16 protein-coding genes, 3 tRNA genes and 2 pseudogenes are annotated in these 18536 nt (G+C 41.4%); 12 read left to right on the top strand and 9 right to left on the bottom strand.

Annotation, left to right across the window (positions count from 1 at the left end):
- Window positions 1-76: 76 nt before the first annotated feature.
- Both N4T56_RS07680 and N4T56_RS07675 read right to left on the bottom strand, forming a co-directional pair.
- Window positions 77-2353 (bottom strand): annotated as a pseudogene (locus tag N4T56_RS07680) (acyl-CoA dehydrogenase).
- A gap of 11 nt (window positions 2354-2364) precedes the next feature.
- Window positions 2365-3006 (bottom strand): TetR/AcrR family transcriptional regulator, encoded by a 642-nt coding sequence (locus N4T56_RS07675; RefSeq protein WP_188924121.1) that lies wholly within the window; start codon window positions 3004-3006, stop codon window positions 2365-2367.
- A gap of 194 nt (window positions 3007-3200) precedes the next feature.
- Here N4T56_RS07675 and N4T56_RS07670 point away from each other — a divergent pair.
- Window positions 3201-5071 (top strand): annotated as a pseudogene (locus tag N4T56_RS07670) (M2 family metallopeptidase).
- Between the two features lie 91 nt (window positions 5072-5162).
- Here N4T56_RS07670 and smrA read toward each other — a convergent pair.
- Window positions 5163-5765 (bottom strand): DNA endonuclease SmrA, encoded by a 603-nt coding sequence (smrA, locus tag N4T56_RS07665; RefSeq protein ID WP_261732803.1) that lies wholly within the window; start codon window positions 5763-5765, stop codon window positions 5163-5165.
- Window positions 5766-5961: 196 nt separating this feature from the next.
- Between smrA and N4T56_RS07660 the strand changes: the two genes are divergently transcribed.
- Both N4T56_RS07660 and N4T56_RS07655 read left to right on the top strand, forming a co-directional pair.
- Entirely contained in the window at window positions 5962-6495 is a 534-nt protein-coding gene (locus N4T56_RS07660; RefSeq protein ID WP_261732802.1) for a YybH family protein, read from the top strand.
- Window positions 6495-6977, top strand: coding sequence for a YchJ family protein (locus tag N4T56_RS07655; RefSeq protein ID WP_261732801.1), 483 nt, complete (start codon window positions 6495-6497; stop codon window positions 6975-6977). Before N4T56_RS07660 ends, N4T56_RS07655 begins: the two co-directional genes overlap by 1 nt.
- Here N4T56_RS07655 and N4T56_RS07650 read toward each other — a convergent pair.
- The 3 genes from N4T56_RS07650 to N4T56_RS07640 all read right to left on the bottom strand — a co-directional run bounded on the left by N4T56_RS07650 (window position 6974) and on the right by N4T56_RS07640 (window position 10442).
- A complete protein-coding gene (locus N4T56_RS07650) occupies window positions 6974-9205 on the bottom strand; it encodes a bifunctional diguanylate cyclase/phosphodiesterase (protein ID WP_261732800.1) in 2232 nt (743 codons plus the stop codon). The two genes, N4T56_RS07655 and N4T56_RS07650, sit on opposite strands and share 4 nt — an antisense overlap.
- 348 nt (window positions 9206-9553) lie before the next feature.
- Entirely contained in the window at window positions 9554-9844 is a 291-nt protein-coding gene (locus N4T56_RS07645) for a YfcZ/YiiS family protein (protein ID WP_261732799.1), read from the bottom strand.
- 58 nt (window positions 9845-9902) lie between these two features.
- Window positions 9903-10442 (bottom strand): VC2046/SO_2500 family protein, encoded by a 540-nt coding sequence (locus N4T56_RS07640; RefSeq protein WP_261732798.1) that lies wholly within the window; start codon window positions 10440-10442, stop codon window positions 9903-9905.
- Window positions 10443-10567: 125 nt separating this feature from the next.
- Between N4T56_RS07640 and N4T56_RS07635 the strand changes: the two genes are divergently transcribed.
- The 4 genes from N4T56_RS07635 to N4T56_RS07620 all read left to right on the top strand — a co-directional run bounded on the left by N4T56_RS07635 (window position 10568) and on the right by N4T56_RS07620 (window position 12202).
- Window positions 10568-10652 (top strand) — tRNA-Tyr (locus tag N4T56_RS07635).
- Window positions 10653-10749: 97 nt separating this feature from the next.
- A tRNA-Tyr gene (locus N4T56_RS07630) sits at window positions 10750-10834 on the top strand.
- 28 nt (window positions 10835-10862) lie between these two features.
- Window positions 10863-10947 (top strand) — tRNA-Tyr (locus tag N4T56_RS07625).
- A 196-nt stretch (window positions 10948-11143) separates the two neighbouring features.
- Window positions 11144-12202 carry a PLP-dependent cysteine synthase family protein gene (locus tag N4T56_RS07620; RefSeq protein ID WP_315903022.1) on the top strand — a complete coding sequence of 353 codons (1059 nt, stop codon included), beginning with the start codon at window positions 11144-11146 and terminating at the stop codon, window positions 12200-12202.
- Between the two features lie 97 nt (window positions 12203-12299).
- Here the strand turns inward: N4T56_RS07620 and queE are convergent, their stop codons facing one another.
- Entirely contained in the window at window positions 12300-12968 is a 669-nt protein-coding gene (gene queE, locus N4T56_RS07615) for a 7-carboxy-7-deazaguanine synthase QueE (protein WP_261732797.1), read from the bottom strand.
- A 203-nt stretch (window positions 12969-13171) separates the two neighbouring features.
- Between queE and queC the strand changes: the two genes are divergently transcribed.
- Complete coding sequence (gene queC, locus N4T56_RS07610) at window positions 13172-13888, top strand: 7-cyano-7-deazaguanine synthase QueC (RefSeq protein ID WP_261732796.1); 717 nt, start codon at window positions 13172-13174, stop codon at window positions 13886-13888.
- A gap of 171 nt (window positions 13889-14059) precedes the next feature.
- Window positions 14060-14641, top strand: coding sequence for a rhombosortase (rrtA, locus tag N4T56_RS07605; protein WP_261734774.1), 582 nt, complete (start codon window positions 14060-14062; stop codon window positions 14639-14641).
- Window positions 14642-14663: 22 nt separating this feature from the next.
- On the opposite strand, the gene N4T56_RS07600 is transcribed toward rrtA, so the two are convergent.
- Entirely contained in the window at window positions 14664-15254 is a 591-nt protein-coding gene (locus N4T56_RS07600) for a hypothetical protein (protein ID WP_261732795.1), read from the bottom strand.
- Between the two features lie 256 nt (window positions 15255-15510).
- Here N4T56_RS07600 and trhA point away from each other — a divergent pair, with 256 nt between their 5' ends.
- The 3 genes from trhA (at window position 15511) to N4T56_RS07585 (ending at window position 17680) form a co-directional block, all read left to right on the top strand.
- Window positions 15511-16194, top strand: coding sequence for a PAQR family membrane homeostasis protein TrhA (trhA, locus tag N4T56_RS07595; protein ID WP_261732794.1), 684 nt, complete (start codon window positions 15511-15513; stop codon window positions 16192-16194).
- A gap of 100 nt (window positions 16195-16294) precedes the next feature.
- The gene (locus N4T56_RS07590) at window positions 16295-16639 is read left to right on the top strand and encodes an MGMT family protein (RefSeq protein WP_261732793.1); all 345 of its coding nucleotides are present in this window, start codon (window positions 16295-16297) and stop codon (window positions 16637-16639) included.
- Window positions 16640-16681: 42 nt separating this feature from the next.
- A complete protein-coding gene (locus tag N4T56_RS07585) occupies window positions 16682-17680 on the top strand; it encodes a DUF3108 domain-containing protein (protein ID WP_261732792.1) in 999 nt (332 codons plus the stop codon).
- Here the strand turns inward: N4T56_RS07585 and N4T56_RS07580 are convergent.
- Window positions 17666-18442 (bottom strand): class II glutamine amidotransferase, encoded by a 777-nt coding sequence (locus N4T56_RS07580; protein WP_261732791.1) that lies wholly within the window; start codon window positions 18440-18442, stop codon window positions 17666-17668. The genes N4T56_RS07585 and N4T56_RS07580 overlap by 15 nt on opposite strands.
- Window positions 18443-18536 lie beyond the last annotated feature (94 nt).

Raw genomic sequence — 18536 nt, 5'->3', positions numbered from 1 at the left:
TGATCCACCGGATAGCGGCAATAAAAAAGCCCCGACAGAGTCAGGGCTTAATTGTTATCACACGATGTTACGTCATTTACAGCTTGTCAAAATCATTAACGTTGATTGCTGCTAAGCGTAATTCATCAGCTTCTAGTAGTTGCTGATGTTCAGCTTGGGTAATGATGTCTTTTTCAAGCGCAACATCAAACAACTCAAGCATGGGTAACTTAGATTTTAAGTGACCACTGCGTTGTGCCTTCTTCAACTTTTTATACAGGTCTTTAGCGGCATATTTTGCTAAGAATGCATTTTCAACTTCAGCAATACCGCTAGTGTCACCCTCAAACTCACCGCATAAGAACGTAATTCGATTACGAGCTGAAGCCAGGTTTAAGCATGCCTTTACACACATCGACAGCAGACTTGTCGCTTGGCGCATTAAAGTGATTACCTAATGGGAAAATCAATACGCGTAATAATACCCCAGCAATTTTGCTTGGGAAGTTACGAATAGCATCTTCTAACGCTTTTGCTGCTAAGTGTAAACGCTCAGTCATTGCGTAATGCACTGCGGGTAAGTCATCTTGTTGACGGCCATTGTCTTCAAACAATTTCAAAGTCGCTGAAGCAAGATACAATTGGCTTAATACATCACCCATACGTGCAGAAATCATTTCTTTACGCTTAAGGTCGCCCCCCATAATCAACATCGATAGATCAGTCATAATCGCAAGTGCAGACGAAATACGCGTCATATCGCGGTAATATTGCTGAGCGAAGCCGCTAACGGGTGCACTGGCAAAACGACTGCCGGTTAACGCACTTCCAAAAGAGCGTAATGCATTACCAATGGCGTAACCCATATGGCCAAGCAGTAATGAATCGAAACGATCTAATGCCGATGTTTCATCTTCCATCGCAGCGGCTTCCATTTCAGCCAATACATACGGATGACAACGTGTTGCACCTTGACCAAAAATCATCAATGAACGGGTTAGAATGTTTGCACCCTCAACCGTGATCGAAATTGGGTTAGCCATAAATGCATGACCTAAATAGTTTTTATACTCTAGTTGAATCCCCTTACCTGACTGAATATCCATAGCATCTTCAAGCACATCACGGCCTAACTCGGTCATGTGGTACTTAGCTATTGCAGTCACAACTGAAGGCTTCACTTTTAAGTCAATGCCTTGAGTGGTTAAACGACGTGCAGCTTCAAGCTGATAAGTATTGGCAATAATACGTGCCATGGCTTCTTGTACGCCTTCAAAATTGCCAATAGGCATACCAAACTGCTGACGAACATAACTGTAAGCTGTGGTGGTTTTAGTCGACACATGGCCAGATGCGGTAGCAAGTGCTGGTAATGAAATACCGCGACCCGCTGACAAACACTCAACCAGCATACGCCAACCTTTACCCGCATATTGAGGCCACCAATAATCCAGTCTAACGGGATAAACACATCTTCACCGCTAGTGGTACCGTTCATAAACGCCATCATTAATGGGTTATGACGACGGCCAATTTCTACGCCTTCGTGATCGGTTGGGATTAAAGCACAGGTAATGCCTAAATTTTTAACATCGCCTAATAAACCATCAGGGTCACGCATTTGGAAAGCTAAGCCTAATACCGTTGCAACAGGTGCGAGGGTAATATAGCGCTTGTTCCACGTAAGGCTTAAACCTAATGTTTCCTCACCTTCAAATTCACGACGACACACAATACCTAAATCCGGGATTGCGCCTGCATCACTGCCCGCTTCATAGCCAGTTAACGCAAAACAAGGAATGTCTTTACCGACAGCAAGAGACGGTAGCCAGCGCTCTTTTTGCTCTTGAGTACCATAATGAGTTAATAACTCACCATGGCCTAAAGAGTTGGGCACCATTACCGTTACAGCGGCACTGACACTGCGTGTGGCAATTTTCGCAACGATAGTTGAGTTAGCATAAGCTGAAAACTCACGGCCACCGTATTTTTTAGGAATGATTAACGCAAAGAAACCTTGTTCTTTAAAGTATTGCCACAACTCTGGCGGTAAATCTTTACGATGATGAACAATGTCAAAATCGTCGATCATGGTTAAAGCTGTTTGAACTTGATTATCGATAAAGTCTTGTTCTTCAGCGGTTAATGTTGGTTTTCCGTAACCGTGTAAAGTATTCCAGTTTGGCTTACCGCGGAAAAGCTCACCTTCCCACCACACGTCGCCCGCTTCCATTGCTTCTTTCTCGGTTGTCGACAAAGGCGGCAATACTTTTTTGAAGAACGTAAACACCGGGCGCGTAATAAACTGCATCCGGATGTTACGAACACCAAAGAGGACAATGATTACTATAAGTAACAGTATGACGATACTCATTTTATACCTTCTTAATTATTTAACACAGGGACAGCAACACCAGCTGCCATGTATGGAATGACTTTGCGAATAATTGCTTCAGTGTTGTTGTGTTCACCATAATCGGCTGCAGCGATTTCATTTAATGCGTCAGCTGACGCCATGGTGAACACAATGGTTCCTAGGGTAAAGTGCAAACGCCAAAACATTTCTGCTGGCGGAATATGTGGTGCACTAGCGACTACCGCTTTCACAAATGTGGCTAAGTGTTCACCATAATGCGTGGTAATAAACCAGCGTAAATGGCCTTGACTTTCAATGTAGCCTCGACCTAACAATTGTAAAAAGATGATTGTGCCGCCATTACGCACTTTATTCAGTTCTAATAACGGTTTAATTAAAGCAGAAAATATTTCGTTTAGTGATGCATCTTCAGGTGCATTGTGTAAACGTTTAATCTCTATGGCAGCGTTTGGCATAAACACATCTAAGTATCTTGCTAATACTGCACGGATTAATTCTTTTTTCGAACCAAAATGATAATTGACTGATGCTAAATTCACTTCAGCTTTACTGGTGATCAGTCGTAACGAAGTTTCAGAAAAACCTCTCTCAGCAAACAACTTTTCAGCTGCATCGAGTATTCTTGTTTTTGTATCAGTACGGCTTGCCATCCCATGACCCAAGTTAATTTAAACACCCGTTTAAATTAATCATTGAGCGCACAGATGTCAATCGAAATTGTTGGATTTTTTGTGTTAAGTAAACAAGATAAACTGCAATAACTGCAACAGATTGGTCACTATTATGCAATGTTGGCCATTTTTGGGTAAACTAACGCCGATAAGAAAAACAAGGATGCCAATTAATGAACTTCCCTTTAAAACAACCGTCTCAAATTGCACTAATCGTGTCACTCGTGTTAGGTCTGAGTGCCTGTAATGACACCCAAGAGTCTGTTAACACGTCAACAACAGAGCAACCGCAAATAACAAGTGAACCTAAAATTGACAGTGCGGCAGCGATTACCTTTATTAATCAAGCTGAAGCCGACTTAGCGGCGCTATCTGTTGAAGCCAATCGCGCAGAGTGGATTTATTCAAACTTCATTACTGATGATACCGCGGCATTATCTGCTGCAATGGGTGAAAAAATCACCTCAACATCAGTTCGCTATGCTACTGAAGCGGCAAAGTATGCTGATGTCGCACTCGATGCGGTTAACAGCCGAAAGCTTAATAGCTTACGCAGTAGCCTAGTGTTACCTGCTCCGCTCGATCCTGCCAAAAATGCAGAGTTAGCCAGTATTGCCTCTGAGCTTAACGGCTTATACGGTAAAGGTAAGTATTGTTTTGCTGATGGTCGCTGTTTAACTCAACCTGAATTATCTAATTTAATGGCAGAGTCGAAAGACCCAGCTGTACTGCTTGAAGCATGGCAAGGCTGGCGCGAAATCGCCAAGCCAATGCGACCTTTGTTTGAACGCGAAGTTGAACTCGCCAACGAAGGTGCTAAAGATCTGGGTTACGCTGACTTGTCGGAGCTATGGCGCAGCCAATATGACATGAAGCCTGATGATTTTTCTGCTGAACTTGACCGTTTATGGGACCAAATCAAACCACTGTATGACTCATTGCACTGTTATGTACGTGGTGAACTAAACGAGCAATACGGTGACGACGTTGCGCCTCAAACCGTACTCTATTCCTACCATTTACTCGGTAATATGTGGGCACAACAATGGGGCACCATTTATAACAATGTTGCACCCGAAAATGCCGACCCGGGTTATAATGTAACTGAGTTATTGGCCAAAAATGGCTATGACGAAATCAAAATGGTGAAACAAGCTGAAGGCTTTTTTACCTCGTTAGGATTTGACGCACTGCCAGAAACCTTTTGGAGCCGTTCGTTGTTTGTTCAGCCACAAGACCGCGATGTGGTATGCCACGCATCAGCATGGGACTTGGACAACCTAGATGATATTCGCATTAAAATGTGTATTCAAAAAAGTGCTGAAGACTTTACCGTTATTCACCATGAATTAGGGCATAACTTCTATCAGCGTGCTTATAAAAATCAGCCGTTTATTTTTAAAAACTCTGCCAATGATGGTTTCCACGAAGCCATTGGTGACACCATTGCATTGTCAATTACGCCTAAGTATTTACAAAAGATTGGCTTGTTAGACACAGTACCTGACGCCTCTAAAGACATTGGTCTACTATTACGCCAAGCTCTAGATAAAATTGCATTTATACCGTTTGGTTTAATGATTGACCAGTGGCGCTGGCAGGTATTTAACGGCACGATTAAGCCAGAGCAGTACAATCAAGCATGGTGGGAGTTACGAGAAAAATACCAAGGCGTAAAAGCGCCTATTGCGCGTAGCGAAGCTGATTTTGACCCGGGCGCTAAATATCATGTGCCAGGAAATGTACCGTACACACGTTACTTTTTAGCCCATGTATTACAGTTCCAATTCCACAAAGCTTTGTGTGATATTGCTGGCGATACTGGCTACTGTTCACCGTTGCAGTATTTACGGAAACGAAAGCCGCAGGCGCTAAATTGAATGAAATGCTTGAAATGGGTGCGAGCCAACCATGGCCTGAAGCCCTTAATGTTGTCACAGGTACCAAACAAATGGATGCTAAGGCAGTATTAGATTACTTTGCGCCATTACAAGTATGGTTAGATGAGCAAAACACTGAAGCTAACCGCCAATGTGGTTGGTAATACTGTGATAAACCGAGATTAATTACTCGGTTCATACTTGAATGTGATGCAGAAGTAAATCAAAAAAATGGCGCTGAAAAGCGCCACTTTTTTATCTAAAACCACTGCCTTTTCGATTCAACTCGCTGTTTTCAATTTTCTTTTGTTGGGACTTCTTCAACATCACAAACACCGCCCCCACACCGCCTTGATTGCGTGTAGCAGAGTGATAAGCCGTCACTGGTTCAATTTGTTGTAGCCAATGACACACGGCAGATTTCATCACTGCCGGATACGGTTTACTTTTGTAACCCTTACCGTGAATAATCAATATATTGCGCTCGCCGCGATCATATGCACTCAGCACACAATTCACCAAGCTGTCGCGTGCTTGGCTAAGACGATACTCGTGCAAGTCTAATACTGTTTTAATTGGGTATTTACCCAATCTTAATTGCTTAAACACTTCATCTTGAATGCCATCAATTTTATAACTAACCATGTCATCTGGCTGCAATGGATAAATTAAATGCGGATCGGTCGGTAATAACTGTAACAATTCATGTTGTTCGGCCGCAGCTCGCTTTGCCAGTTGAGCCTCGGTTACACTGAGCGGGTTTGACCATGTTTGTGCAGCAATGCTTTGACGCTCTGACTTTAAGGGGGTGACATCTGCCATTTCTTGTAAAAATAAATCATCTTCTTTAAACGACATGGTTTACCTCCTACATACTTTGTAAAGATTATGCGCTTTGGCAAAATCATTGAATAATTTATAGTTATGAAAACGGTAACGCACTACTGTAGTTTGTTTTACCTATTATAAAAAAGAGAAACACTCATTGAAGAAAATATTGATCCGTTTGAATACACTAAGAATTACTGGGGCTTTACTGGCCTTAGGGTTATGTATGACCACGTCAAACTCTGTCGCGGCAGATACTGTATCGAATAAGACCCTAAACGCAAATTTTACCCAACTAGCCGATGCATTTGAACATTTAGACCTTTCTAGCATAGAACAAATTTATACTGAAGATGCGGTTTACATTTCAGAAACCCAAGACAAAGGCATTATCCACGGTAAAGCGAATATTGTCAGTTTGTATACGCGTTTTTTTGACAAAATTAAACGCAAGCAAGCCAAACTGGAAGTCGACTTTAGGGTTGTTGTACGCCATATAGATAAAAATACCGCCACCGACATAGGTTATTATTTAGTGCGTTTTCACCCGGGTGCCGACTCCGGTGAGCCGGTGAGTGAATTTGCAGGTAAGTTTGTGACCATTTTTGCAAAAGACAGTGATGACCAATGGCGTATTAGTGTTGACTCAAACACTCACGCAACTGCAAAATTTTATTATGATGCTAAGCCTGTGCCTAATCTTTACTATGGTCGCCAATTTAATAGCTCGCCCAACATCGAGACGAGTACTAATCCATAATGACGGCACAGATTACCCCTGCTGATTTATGCCCGTGTGGCAGCCAGCAAGCCTACCAACAATGTTGCTTGCCGTTACATGTAAAGCAATCAGTTGCTCAATCGCCTGAGCAACTGATGCGTTCGCGCTATTGTGCGTTTGTGGTGGCTCAATTTGATTATTTACTCGCGACGCACCACCCTGACTATCGCCAAGGATTAACCGTTGAACAGTTAGCCCACAGCAATACCCATTGGTTAGGTTTACAAGTGATAAACACGAAACAGTTAGACACTACTGGCGAAGTGACCTTTAAAGCTTGGTATATCGAAGATAAACAGATAGATGCCATATACGAGCAATCTAGTTTTGTTTTGCAACAAGGACGGTGGTTTTATACTGAGGGCAAACAAATGCACACGAAATTACCCGAAAGAAATGAGCCGTGCATTTGCCATAGTGGTAAAAAGTTTAAACAATGCTGTGCCAAGTTAACCCATTAATGCTCGACGGGTACCCAGGTGGCATGGTGTTCAATAAATTGCGCAAAATCGTTCACTCGAATAGCCGGACTGTACAAATACCCTTGCGCATGGTGACAGGCACTTGAGCTTAAAAACGCTTCTTGCTCTTTGGTTTCAACCCCTTCTGCGGTCAGCGAAATATTCAATGCATTAGCCATCGCAATTATGGCGCTGACAATTTCACGGCTTTCACGGCTCGATGAAATATCCATAATAAAGGAACGATCTATTTTTAATTTAGAAATGGGGAACTGTTTCAAGTATTTCATAGAACTATAGCCAGTACCGAAGTCATCGATCGCCAATCCTACACCCAGTTCAGCTAATTCATGACACAAGTTAATGGCATAGCGAATATCGCCCATTAACTCGGTTTCGGTGATTTCAAGCACTAAGGTTTTTGGCTTGATACGATAACGAGTGACTAAACGCCACACTTGCTCATATAAATTACCACTAAAAAACTGTCTTGCAGACACGTTTACGTGCATCGCAATATTAACGTCTTTGTGTTGCCATAAATTAAGTTGCTTACATGCCGACTCTAGTACCCATTCACCGATAGGATTTATCATGCCCGTTTGCTCGGCAATTTCAATAAATGCGCCAGGATAAAGCACACCTTTTTTAGGATGATTCCAACGGATTAACGCCTCAGCTCCGATGTATTGGTTGGTTTTTAAATCCATTAACGGCTGATAATACAACTCAAACTCACGCCCGCGGATTGCTTGATGTAAATCGCGTTCAATCTCTGCGTTCGTGGTAAATTCGCTCAACAGGTCTGCATTGAAGAACTGGTAATGCATTTCTGACTTGTTTTTAGCGTGTTGTAAAGTGATATCGGCACAGGATAAAGGCGTAAATAATCCCGCCACCGATTTAATATCAACGACGGCAAGTGCTGTTTTAGGTTCAATTTTCTCTCGTGATATCACCGATGGTGCTGCAAGGTTTAAATATAAACGTTTAATCACTTGCTCAAAATCAGATAGAGCCTGGGGATTATCATCTTCGCTTTCAGGTAACAAAATGGCGAATTCGTCACTACCAATTCGAGCGACATCAATGGCGTTTGAGGCACTGGCGAAATGTTTTAAGCGACGGGCAATTTCAATCAACAACGCATCACCCTGCTCATGGCCATGAGTATCGTTAAACCGTTTAAAGCTCAGTAAATCAATGAGTATTAACGTACCATCAACAGCACGCTCTAATTGCGGAATAAAATAACTGCGGTTATGTAAACCGGTAAGATTACAGTGCCAGGCTAAGCGCTCTAACTCTGCTTTATGCAAGTATTCCGCTGAATTGTCATAGCTTGATACCAATGCATAGTGTTTTCCGAGCTCAGTCACAAAAGGAGAAAAGTGATAACTCATCCAATAATCACTGCCATCGGCACGTTTTAGTTTTAAGTTACCCTTAACCACTTCATTATTGCGTATTTGGCTAATAATGCTGCTATATAGCAGCTGGTTACTTTTGAATATATCGAGATTTTTCGCACTGTGATGTTCAATGGTGTTTCTGGGTGACCCGGTCATTTTTTCATGGGCATCATTCACATACTCAACAATCCCAGTGTCGGTATTGACTAGCATCACGACATGCTCAGATTGCTCTGTTGCATTACGTAATAAATATATTTGCTCATTACTGTCATAAGTGTGGCGAGTCGCTAATGTCAGCGCAAGTTGGTCAGCACATTGAATGGCAAATTGAATCGCTGATTTGAGCCATATTGTGTCTTCACAATGCTCAATCGACAATACCCCTTCAATATGGCCATTAATACGAATAGCCACATCAACACTGGTCTTGATTCCATGTTGTTGGTAATAATCTGAAAATTGACTTATGAGAGATTGCTGTTGTGGTTCGCTTGATAAAATATATCGGTGAGAACGCAATTCAGTGAAAAATTGAGGAAGCAGTTTGTGTATTTTGCGTAATGCAGGGGTGTGGCTTAATGACGGTGCAATTTGGCTGGCCACAAGCTTGTGTGAACACACAAAGTGATCATTGGGATTTACCTCGGACGTGTCTGTGTCTGTGGTCAGTAACCAGACAGACACAAAAGACGCGTCAAAGTGCTCTTGCAGCAATTGACATACCAATGCTGAAGTCTGCGAAAAATCACCTTGTTGTTTAGCACTGGAATTTACAATTAATTCCAATAAGTGCTGTTTCTCTTGTTGATTCATTTAAATCCCGAAACATGGCTTCTTTAGTGGTTTATCTGATTTATCTGATTTATCTGATTCTTAATCATTTAAAATGATTTTTATTCTTAATTGGATATAAAACACATCAGATAAATAACAGTAAACTATGGAGCGAAATCCGCATCAAGGCACCGAGACCACTATAAATAAGTTATAGCTACTACACCTTTGTTTAATTAACGGCAGATTACACTTGTTATCCACAAACAGCAATCCATTTTGTCGTGACTTATTCCTTTTTGCTTGCGTTAAAAAAGCATAAAACCTTATATATAATAAACATTTAGCTCATATATTTAACTAAACAAACCCACTAGTTTTGTGTTATTACAGTGCGTGTTCTAATTGAAAGATCATTTTTTCTACACTAAAAGCAAACTGCAATGACAGCGTAACGCTATCAGCTTGCTGCTCAATATTAGCTGTAGTGTCGCTAAAGCGTTCGAGTGCGGCTTGCTGCAATTCTTGCGCTTGTGCTAATGCATTGTCACCATTAAGGTTGACTTGCAATAAGGTGTCATCAGCTTCTACTACCGCGCCAATATCAACGTAGCTTCCGCAGTCGGTGCAACTATCATTAACAGAATCAGATTGTTGTTGTTTAATTTGTTTAATCATTTTGTCACCTCGGGTGCATGGTTTAGTGCACACATGCTAACGTAAACGTTACAAACATTTATTTGCCAAGCTCACAAATAAGTAAAAAAATTACTTGTTTGTTAAGCATATTGTTGGCCATCGTTTGGCTTATTTTACGCTGTGTCGCTAATTGATCAATGAAGTGCATGTCTTCAATCACAGTATGTTGTTGGTAACTGTTCAATGCTTTGCGTTTAGTTAACTCATCACAGTTGCTTAATACTTCGACCATGGCATCGGGTTGCGCGTCTCTTATCACAAAGGCTTCTGGCGTTAATGCTTGTTGTAATTGAAATTGACGCGCGCCCTGCTGTTGAAATAGCGGCGCGTTATCGGTGACGTGAATATCGGTTGACACATCAGCAACTAGAGATTGTGCTGGAGGCAGTGAAAACTGTTTGCGCAATTTTTGATCTACATTAAGATCCTTGTCTAACTGAAATTGAGCCATGTCGCGGGCATCTGCCGATAACATAGCCAATAGTAAACCAAATTCACCACGACGATTTTGTTCAATCACCCCGTTTAATCGGCTGCCTATTTGTAACTCATTGACTAATGTTGACTCAATTTGCATATAAAAACATCACTACTCTTGTGCATTGATATTTTATCGACCAAATAAATCAAAACTTTAGAATTTTTTTCAATTTTAGGCTTTACATACAAAGGGTTTGTGAATACTATGGCGGCCGCAATTGAGGAGGGGTTCCCGAGTGGCCAAAGGGATCAGACTGTAAATCTGACGGCTCAGCCTTCGAAGGTTCGAATCCTTCTCCCTCCACCATTTGCGTTATTATAAGATGTACCCGTTTTAGTGATTTCGATGACTAAAACAAAAACGTTAAAGTGTAAAAAGAAAGTAAGTAGTAAAGAAATCGTGTGGAGGGGTTCCCGAGTGGCCAAAGGGATCAGACTGTAAATCTGACGGCTCAGCCTTCGAAGGTTCGAATCCTTCTCCCTCCACCATCTTTTCTTTGTTATCTTCTTTCGCAGTGGAGGGGTTCCCGAGTGGCCAAAGGGATCAGACTGTAAATCTGACGGCTCAGCCTTCGAAGGTTCGAATCCTTCTCCCTCCACCATTTTACATCTTGCGCTATCTTCGTTTAATCCTCCTGCTTTTAATCTTTCTACGTTTTTTTATTCATTTATTTTTTCGTTCATTATCTTATGATTTAATTCAAAATAATCTTCAACTTCCCTGTTAAAAAATTATCACTTCTTTTCGTTATTTATATTGGTTATTATCTATGCCCATTTGTAATAACGAGTAATATCATGCCGACAACTTGGGTCAATCAGGCCATCGCAAAAATTGAAGCAGATTACCAACGTTCTGCTGATACGCATTTAATCAAATTAGATTTGCCGCAATTAACCGGCATTGATATTTATTTAAAAGATGAAAGCACCCACCCCACTGGCAGTTTAAAACACCGTTTAGCCCGTTCTTTGTTTTTGTACGCATTATGTAATGGTTGGATAAAACAAAACACGCCAATCATAGAGTCATCGTCTGGCAGTACAGCGGTTTCAGAAGCATATTTTGCACGTTTATTAGGGCTACCTTTTATTGCTGTGATGCCAAAAACCACGGCAAAAAAGAAGATTCAACAAATCGAATTTTATGGTGGCCAATGTCACTTTGTTGATAATGGTAGCCAAATGTATGCCGAGTCAGAACGTTTAGCGCAAGAATTAAATGGCCACTATATAGACCAGTTTACTTATGCTGAGCGTGCAACTGACTGGCGTGGTAATAACAACATTGCCGATTCTATTTTTAATCAAATGGAAAAAGAACCCCATCCCATTCCAAGTTGGATTGTGATGAGCCCAGGTACAGGTGGCACCAGTGCCACCATTGGTCGTTATATTCGTTATCAACAGCAAGCGACTCAATTGTGTGTTGTCGACCCTGAAAACTCAGTGTTTTATGATTACTTTACCAGTGGCGATGCCAATATTGTCAGTGATAAAAACAGCAAAATTGAAGGGATTGGCAGACCGAGAGTAGAACCCTCGTTTATTGCCGGTGTGATAGATGAGATGTTGCAAATACCTGATGCGGCTTCTGTTGCCACAATTTTATGGTTAGAACAGCTGATTGGTCGTAAAACGGGTGCGTCGACCGGCACCAACTTATACGGTGCACTATTATTAGCGACGAAAATGCGTCAAGCAGGCCAAACAGGGTCTATTGTGACCTTAATATGTGATGCAGGTGAGCGTTATTTAGATACTTATTACAATCCACAATGGATCGACACCCATATTGGCTGCTTTGAACATTATCGCCAAAAGCTTGAAAATTTTAATGATAGTGGTTTGCTTTAAGTCACCTCAATACAATAATGCCGCAGATTGATTGCGGCATTATTTTATCATTTGGATATATGAGCTTATACCAAGATCATTCTTGTACTGATGGGTATTAATCAATATTTAAATATTTGTGAGTCTGAATAGACAAACGCCAATTGCGAGCAATACAGACTTTCATCGCCAACTCTGTCGCACGATCTTTTTGGCTAATGGGCTGTAAGCAGATGGTTTTACTGGTTAGGTCAATGCCATTAAGTAGTGAATCTAATTCATCAACATGTTTTTCAGTGGCCACAGGATGTTTAATTTCGTTGGCGCGCACTAACGCTTGCTCAAGGACTTTATAACCGCCTTTCATATTCACTTTAGGCGACACCGTTACCCAAACCGAGTCATGACATTTAACTTCAAAAGTGCCACTGGTCTCAATTTGCACTTGATACCCTGCAACAATAAATTCGCTGGTCATTTCAGTTAAATCATATAAACACGGTTCTCCACCGGTTAATACAATATGATTTGCCGTAAAGCCTTTATCATTAAAAGCTTGGATTAAACTACTGCCAGTATGATCGGCCCAACGACCAATGGTGCCGTCGACTTGAATAACTTGTTCGGCGCTGACTTTATTTTCAGGTAATACATCCCAGGTTTGTTTAGTATCACACCAGGCGCATCCAACCGGACACCCTTGTAAACGAACAAAAAGTGCAGGCACGCCAGTAAAACAGCCCTCACCTTGTATTGTTTCGAATACTTCGTTAACTGGATATTTCATGTTTTACCTTACTTTTTTACGCCCAGCCAAGCACCAGACAAACAACAGGCCGGCATTTATAGAGTATTTTACATCTAGCTGCAAGTATTTACGCCGCTGGCTTTGCACTTAAGCTGACCTTAGGTAAAATATCAATTCGATTTTTTCTGAGCGACTTAGGTCAGTATCCTAGGTCAATTTTCAGAACGTTAATGAGTATACCCATGTCAGATACATCAGTAAAAAACACCACTAAAGCGCTTGTTGTATTCAGCGGCGGCCAAGATTCGACCACCTGCCTTATTCAAGCTTTATCGCAATATGACGAAGTCCATGGGATTACCTTTGATTACGGTCAACGCCATCGCCAGGAAATAGAAGTGGCCAAAGCGTTAGCCATTGAACTGAATTTGGCCAGTCATAAAGTTATGGATACCACATTACTTAACGAACTGGCGATATCCGCATTGACACGTGATGCTATCCCGGTTTCGCATGAGTTAATGAACAATGGTTTACCGAACACGTTTGTACCAGGACGAAACATTCTGTTTTTAACTTTAGCCGGTATTTATGCTTATCAACTTGGCTGCGATGCCATTATTACTGGTGTATGTGAGACAGACTTCTCGGGCTATCCAGATTGCCGTAATGAATTTATACAGTCTATGCAGCAGTCGCTTGCTCTCGGAATGGATAAACCGCTTAAAATCATTACCCCATTAATGTGGTTAAATAAGGCTGAAACCTGGGCATTGGCAGACAAATATCAACAACTCGACTTAGTGCAACAACAAACCTTAACTTGTTATAACGGTATTGTTGGTACCGGTTGTGGTGATTGTCCAGCTTGTTTATTACGCCAACGCGGTTTAGATGATTACTTGCAAAACCGAGCATCAGTAATGGCATCACTCAATCAAAAAATGACAAGTAACTGATCCGGCGGATCCACTCAACAGATAAGGTTTTATTGTTAAAAGTAATAAAACCAACTTTATGAGCTAATTTGACTATACTAATTAATTGTTGCGATAAAACACAAAAATGATGTTTAGAGGTAATTTTGGCCAGACATTCTAACGCTGTTGAATCTCTATCATTTTTTGGTGATGATCAGTGTCATCTGTATAGCCTTGTTTGCTGCTGACATTCCAACACCTGCATTTTTGCCTATCGACCAATATTTAAGCTACCGTTATGATGAGATTGCCCATGGGCAAGTGTGGCGCTTACTGACAGGCAACCTATTACATACCAATTTGTGGCATTTACTTATGAATTTGGCGGGGTTTTGGGTCATCGTATTTTTGCATGAGGTGCATTACAAACGCCATCCTGAAAAACTCGTCTTATTGTTTTTATGTCTATGCGTACTAGAAGGCATTGGTTTGTACCTGTTTTACCCCAGCCTTAAAGCCTATGTAGGATTAAGCGGTATGCTGCATGGCTTATTTGCTTTTGGTGCCATGATGGACATTCGTAAAGGCTATATGTCTGGTTATTTGCTGCTTATTGGAGTGATAGCAAAAGTGGCTTATGAGCAATACTTTGGTGCATCTGCAAGTATCACCGATTTAATCGCGGCCAGAGTGGCAACCGAGTCACATTTGGTCGGGCTTATTTGTGGTTTATTGTGTGCAGTGTGTTGGTCACTGATTGCCAATCGCTTTAAATACAATAAATTGTCTTAACCCTCCTCCCGCAGTGTATAGATTACTGCTCCGTTGGTTTTGTTAGCACTTGTTGATCATCAATGGCCAAGCGAGGTGTTGACAGCTCTGCTTGCTGTGCTTTTTCAACTAGCTTGTTGTATTGCTCTTCAGTAATGAGATAACTATTCAATACGGGCAAGGGCTTGGGCGCGGTTTGCTCAAGTGGAATGTCGTTTAATCCGCTAATATCTACTCGTCCAAAAATCAGTGCTATGGTTACCACTAGTACATGAATCATCAAAACGAGCAGCCAACTATGTTCACTAACGAGTTGACTTACTTTAGCTTGCAAGCCTTTATTTTTTTCGGTTTCAACGTCAATTAAAAGTGGCTTATTATCGTTAGGGGAAGTCGAAATTGCACCTAAGAACTGTAACTGAATCTCATCAGCAACCTGTTGTTGATGTTGTTGTAAAAGCGTGTCGTTAGTGTCCTCTTTAGCGTCAACAAACGGGGTCATTGCTGGGTCAAAATCAATATGTACGCTGTCTGTTGCTGAGTGCATAAACGGCTCAGCGGGTAACTTAGCGAGAGAGTCATCAGAATCACACGATTGAGCGTCATGCCGATGAAGATGATTTTTATCCGTCATAAAAAAATGAATAAGCCAAGAATAATTACCTCAGTATAACGTGATTATGCCGTTTCAATAGCATTAAATCTTACAGTTCAAGTCACTCTAGTTATGAACCTTTATTAACCTCACCACCTCAAAACACTGAAAAAAAACAATAATTCATTAAGCAGCAATTTAAGCTTACACGTGTACTCTTAAATGTGGCATTTTAGTATTTAGGCTGATAGACTAACTTCGCTGAAAATCCATACAGCTTAGCAAACAGGATATTATGAACTCTTTAACAGATACATTAACGACTTCTCAACCCCAGACGACCACGTCAATATCTGACTATTGCGCCAGAGAAGAATTAGCCAATGCCAGCTCCCATGCCTTAGGCGTTCTGGCGGGAATGATTGGATTGGTATTAATGTTGATCAAAGCACCTGCACAATTAACGTTTGTGCAAACCAGCGGAATTGTGGTGTATGGCTTAAGTATTATTGTGCTGTTTTTGGCTTCGACGTTATATCATTCAAGCCAAAGTATGGTGTGGCGTAAACGTTTTAAAATGGCCGACCATTGCGCTATTTACACGTTAATTGCGGGGACTTATACCCCGCTTATGCTAATCAGTTTACACAGTCCGCAAGCTAGCATTGTACTTAGTGCAATTTGGGCTCTAGCCTTGGGTGGCATCATATTTAAAACCTTGTTTATTGGCCGCTTTAAAGCCTTTAGTGTGGTGCTTTATTTAGTCATGGGATGGCTGTGTGTCACTGTCATGGATGATTTAAAAAGCCAGTTGTCGGCGCTAGGGTTAACTTTATTATTAGCTGGCGGGTTATTTTACAGCCTCGGAGTGATTTTTTACGTAGGTAAACGCATTCCATTTAATCATGCTATATGGCATCTATTTGTACTTGGTGGCGCGTTTAGTCACTTCTTTTGTATCTACTTAACGGTACTCTAAGCCACTCATTAACAATCCTTCATATACAAAATTGCGGTTGTACATTAGTCGCAGTTTTTCTATTATCTGTCGCTAATATTACCACGTTAATCGGATCCCCATGACTTCAGTTACGCCCATGGAGCGAATATGGTTTATTGTTAATCTTATCCCTCACGGCTCTGTGTTACCTTATGGAATAGTAGCGGATTTGGCGGGATTACCAGGTAGAGCTCGATATGTATCAAGAGCCTTAAAACTCGCGCCTGACTCTTTAGCACTACCTTGGCATAGAGTAATAAATAGCCAGGGGAAAATTTCGTTTGCTAAAGACACTGACCTCTATAGGCAACAACAAGAATTACTCAGATTAGAAGGGATAGCAGTGAACACTGGCAAGATTTCGTTGTCTCAATATCAATGGAAACCAGATCTTGCAACATTGGTAATGACATTACCCTTTTAGTTTCAATCTGTTAAATATATTAATTGTTGAGGTATTTATACATTGAGCAATAAATTAACGCGATTTTGTACATTAATACTCTGCATCAGCCCAACACTTTATGTGCAGGCTGCGGCTTCACTGCAGCCTACCGACAGTGAATCTACAGGCCAGTTGAGCAAAAAAGAAGCCCAAGTAATGACAGAAAAAACAGCACAATTGATTCCTGCTGTTCCGTTATCCGAATTTGAAAAAGCCGCAATTTTATCTCCATTAACGGCGCATAAAGCCAACTATAAAGTGTTTTACGGCAGTATCGAATTAGGTGAGGCCAGCTATAGCTTGCCCGCTACCAATACTGGATATTACACTTACCATTTTGACAGTAATGTCAGCCTGCTATTACTGTCTGATAAACGACAGTTAACCAGCGAATTTACCTTAGAAAATGGCAAGCTTGTACCGTTTAGGTATGTACATGAACGCACAGGTACGGGTAGCGATTACACAGAGCAAACCGCCTTTGCCAAAGCACAAGAATTCATTCACACCATTTACAAACAAGATGCACTTAAGCTTCCTTACCAGGACAGAGTCTTTGACCCGCTCATGGTGCAATTGCAATTTAGAATGGACTTAGCAGCCAATACCCGGCCGTTAGATTACAAGATGGTCAAAGAAAAAGAAGTCGATGACTATCAATTTAGAGTACTGGGCAAAGAACAAGTGGTATTAGACAGTGGTACTTACGACACAGTTAAAGTCGAAGTGGTTCGCGCTGCAAAGAAAGCCAAAAAACGTCAAACCTATTTTTGGATGGCGCCTGACTTAGCCTATTTGCCCGTGCGATTAAGCCATTTCTCAAAAGGCAGTAAGCAGCTAGACATTCAGTTAGCCACTTATCAATTTGACCAACCGTTACCACCAATGACCCCCATTGTTATTGACGACCCTGCAACGGATGCTTCGACATCGATAGATGAACTCGTTGCCGAAGCTGAAAATGATGCGCAAATAACAGAATCTGAACTCGATGATATTAAACAATTAGCCGAGGACTAACTCGCCTTTTCTAAATAACTTCCAGTCGCCAGGGCTGAGCACGACCCAATTTTCATTGTTGGTTAATGGTCTTGTCGCAATCACGGTCACCACGTCATTTGGCGTGGTTTCTTGACTAAAATCAATCACCACATCGGTATCAATCAAAGTTGCCTTACCAAAGGGTGCACGGCGGGTAATGTGACATAAATTGTTAGTGCAATATGCCATTAAATCAATGCCATTACTCAGTAACATGTTGAACACACCTAACTCACGAATTTCATCTGCAAGCTTGGCAATATAGTCAAATACTGGCTTCATGTTTTCTGGTTCTTGCTCACCAAAATGGTTAACCACTGATTCTAAAATCCAGCAAAAAGCCAATTCGCTATCAGTGTCACCGACAGGTTGAAAACGCGATACCGTAAATTTGTTCTGGTAACCTGTTAACTGTCCATTATGGGCATAAGTCCAGTAACGGCCCCACAATTCACGGCTAAAGGGGTGAGTATTGACCAATGACACGCAACCTCGATTGGCCTGGCGAATATGGCTGACCACAATCTCACTCTTAATCGGATAAGATTTAATCAAATCGGCAATATGCGACTGACTACTCGCAGACGCATCTTTAAAAGTACGATTACCTTTGCCTTCATAAAAGGTAATACCCCAACCATCAACATGAGGCTCGGTTACCCCACCTCGTTCGGCTAAGCCTGTAAAACTGAACACAATATCTGTTGGCACATTGGCACTCATCGCCAGTAATTCGCACATTAAACTTGCCTTTATAGTGGTAAAATTGAGCTATTTTGACCGATTTTAATAAGTCGAACGTATTGTATCTACTATGCTTATTGAGTGGAACGTT

The sequence above is a fragment of the Shewanella phaeophyticola genome (assembly GCF_025398315.1).
In the GTDB taxonomy this organism is placed as follows: Bacteria; Pseudomonadota; Gammaproteobacteria; order Enterobacterales; family Shewanellaceae; genus Shewanella; species Shewanella phaeophyticola.
Note: the sequence above shows the minus strand (reverse complement) of the source record. Positions and strands in the feature narration are given on the sequence as shown.